This is a genomic window from Limosilactobacillus panis DSM 6035 (assembly GCF_001435935.1).
Lineage (GTDB): Bacteria > Bacillota > Bacilli > Lactobacillales > Lactobacillaceae > Limosilactobacillus > Limosilactobacillus panis.
In genome coordinates this window covers 1-2,415 of sequence record NZ_AZGM01000074.1, presented here as the reverse complement: position 1 = coordinate 2,415, position 2,415 = coordinate 1, and the positions used below count along the sequence as shown (strand labels likewise).

At 42.4% G+C, this 2,415-nt stretch carries 3 protein-coding genes; 1 reads left to right on the top strand and 2 read right to left on the bottom strand.

Translation table 11 applies throughout. From position 1 onward, the window contains the following. Nucleotides 1-270: 270 nt before the first annotated feature. Both FD32_RS10495 and FD32_RS05245 read right to left on the bottom strand, forming a co-directional pair. Nucleotides 271-411, bottom strand: a complete 141-nt coding sequence (locus FD32_RS10495) for a hypothetical protein (RefSeq protein ID WP_420804890.1) — start codon at nt 409-411, stop codon at nt 271-273. Next, nucleotides 401-1,621 carry an LCP family protein gene (locus FD32_RS05245; RefSeq protein WP_420323862.1) on the bottom strand — a complete coding sequence of 407 codons (1,221 nt, stop codon included), beginning with the start codon at nt 1,619-1,621 and terminating at the stop codon, nt 401-403. Before FD32_RS05245 ends, FD32_RS10495 begins: the two co-directional genes overlap by 11 nt. A 181-nt stretch (nt 1,622-1,802) precedes the next feature. Between FD32_RS05245 and FD32_RS05240 the strand changes: the two genes are divergently transcribed. Further along, nucleotides 1,803-2,369, top strand: coding sequence for a glycosyltransferase family 2 protein (locus FD32_RS05240; protein WP_082126086.1), 567 nt, complete (start codon nt 1,803-1,805; stop codon nt 2,367-2,369). The last annotated feature ends 46 nt before the right edge of the window (nt 2,370-2,415 follow it).

Below are 2,415 nucleotides of genomic sequence, written 5' to 3'. Positions count from 1 at the left end.
AGAAAAGCCGAAGCTGACGCAGCTCCGGCTAGTTTTCGTGCTTTCAAGTTTCAGTTGATAAGAAGACTAACGAAGGTCTTCAGCTTTACGTGCGTTTTACGGAAGCTAAGGATGGTAACCCGACAGCTGAATTAGTAGCTGATGACCAGGTTAATACTGGTTTCATGATTAAGGATGGCCAACTCGTCAAAAAGGCTTAGAAAACTTAATAAGAGGTAACAAAAAAGGTTCACTCAGCCGTTGGCTGAATGAACCTTTTAGTATGTCAATTTAGTAACCGTAACGGGTTTGCGGTGAACGATAGTACCCGGTTTCGTATGAAGAACGTGGACTGGTTTGTGACGATGAATTATTTTCATCATCTTCATCTGAGGAGGATTGGGACTGGTGACGACTACTGCTAGTTGTCACTACCATTACCGCTACCGGGATCATTGTAAGAGGCACCACCTGGCAGGATGAAGTCAGTCTTATTATAGCCGTTGTAGTTTGGCTGTGACTTGTACATCTTTGTTTCATGGTTAACCACTTTCTTTGGTTTGAGGCCAAGCTCCTTACGAACCAACTTAGAAACCCGGTTGATCTCCTTTGGACTAGCAATTTGGAAAGAAGCCCCGTCAATCATGGCGTTTTGGCCTTGGAAGTGGTAGGTCGTGACATTGTTCATGGCACTGTGATAGTTACCATACAAGGTTGCAATGTCATCGATTGGAATATTGGTCTTAACACCATCCCCAACCGCATCCATGATCTTGTTGGCAGAACTAATGGATCCGGATTTCTTAAACTTCTTGATGACGCTGGACAAGATTTGTTGCTGCCGCTTTTGTCGGCCGTAATCGTTATTTGGATCTTGGTACCGCATCCGTGAGTACTTTAAGGCCTCATTACCATTCAGGTGTTGTTTACCCTTCTTAAAGTGGTGGCCTTCGTAGGTAAAGGCGAACGGGTTATCAACCTCGACACCGCCAAGGGAGTTAACTACCTTCTTGAGGACCCCCATGTTGATAACGGCGTAATAGTCAATTGGCACGTCAAGTAATTCGCTGACCTGCTTAACTGTCTGCTTTGGCCCTCCAATAGAGTAGGCGGCATTAATTTTGACGTAATCCGCACCGTCATCGGTGTTGACACGAACTAGGGTATCACGCGGGATACTTGTCATGGTAATCCGTTGTGTCTTGGGGTTAATAGTGAAGAGTTCGATTGAGTCGGTATTCCCACCAGCGTTACCCCGGTGAAGGGCACCAACATCAGTCCCCATGGCTAGAACCGAGACTGGTTTTCCTTGTTGGAGTTTCTTACTGATTTTACCGTTACCATCACTGAAAACCCCGGTGGCCATCTTATGAACCTTGTGATATTCGTAGAAGCCACCACCGACAACCAGGATAATTAGTAGCCAGATTAGGGCCTTCATCCACTTTGGTGTGTGGAAGTGGTGCTTTTCCGGCACTGGCGGTGGGGTTGGTCGGTCCACTCGTGGCTTTTTATGATAATGATGGAATTCATGGTGGGGACGCTCAGTCGTTTCCTCATCGTGAGCGTTCTTATAAATTTGCTCCTCTAGTCTTTTTCGGTATTCTTCACGCGACTCGCGTTCGTTGTTGTTATTGTCCATAGCAAAAGTACCTCGATTTTATTTCTAACGTTACTAATATAGCAAAAAAGCGGGTGATTGTTCAACGTTAATAAGATAGCTTTAAACTTTCTGTAACTAATTTTAAATTGTATTTCTGGAAGCAATAAGTTAAAATTGCCCTGTTACAATTAAACAGGTTGATAGTTAAAAGGAGTATATGATGTCTGAAGAAATGTATATTATTATTCCAGCATATAATGAAGCGGCTAATATTGCCAGGCTAATTAAAGACTGGTATCCGGTAATTGAACGTCATAGCGGAGATGGCCATTCACGATTAGTAATCATTAATGATGGTAGTAAAGATAATACATATGAATTAATTAAAGAAGCGGAAAAGCAGTATCCTCTTTTGGAAGGACTTACAAAAGCAAATGGGGGCCATGGTTCAGCTGTATTGTATGGCTATCGTTATGCGATAAAAAATAATGCTGACTATGTTTTTCAAACTGACTCTGACAATCAAACTAATCCAGCTGAATTTGAACAGTTTTGGCAGTTAAGGAAAAAATACGATGCTGTTATTGGAAATCGTGTACATCGTCAAGATGGTATACAACGGATAATGGTCGAAAAGACATTACTCATGATTTTGCGATTTTACTATGGTGTAAAAATCCCCGATTCTAATGCCCCCTATCGGCTAATGAAAGTGGAGTTACTGAAACTTGAAAGTATGAAGACAGACCGATCCCTTGGTATCACAGGGCATATTTTAATTAACTGAAACTTGAAAGCCCTGAATTGCAATGAAATCATTGTGGTTCAGGGCT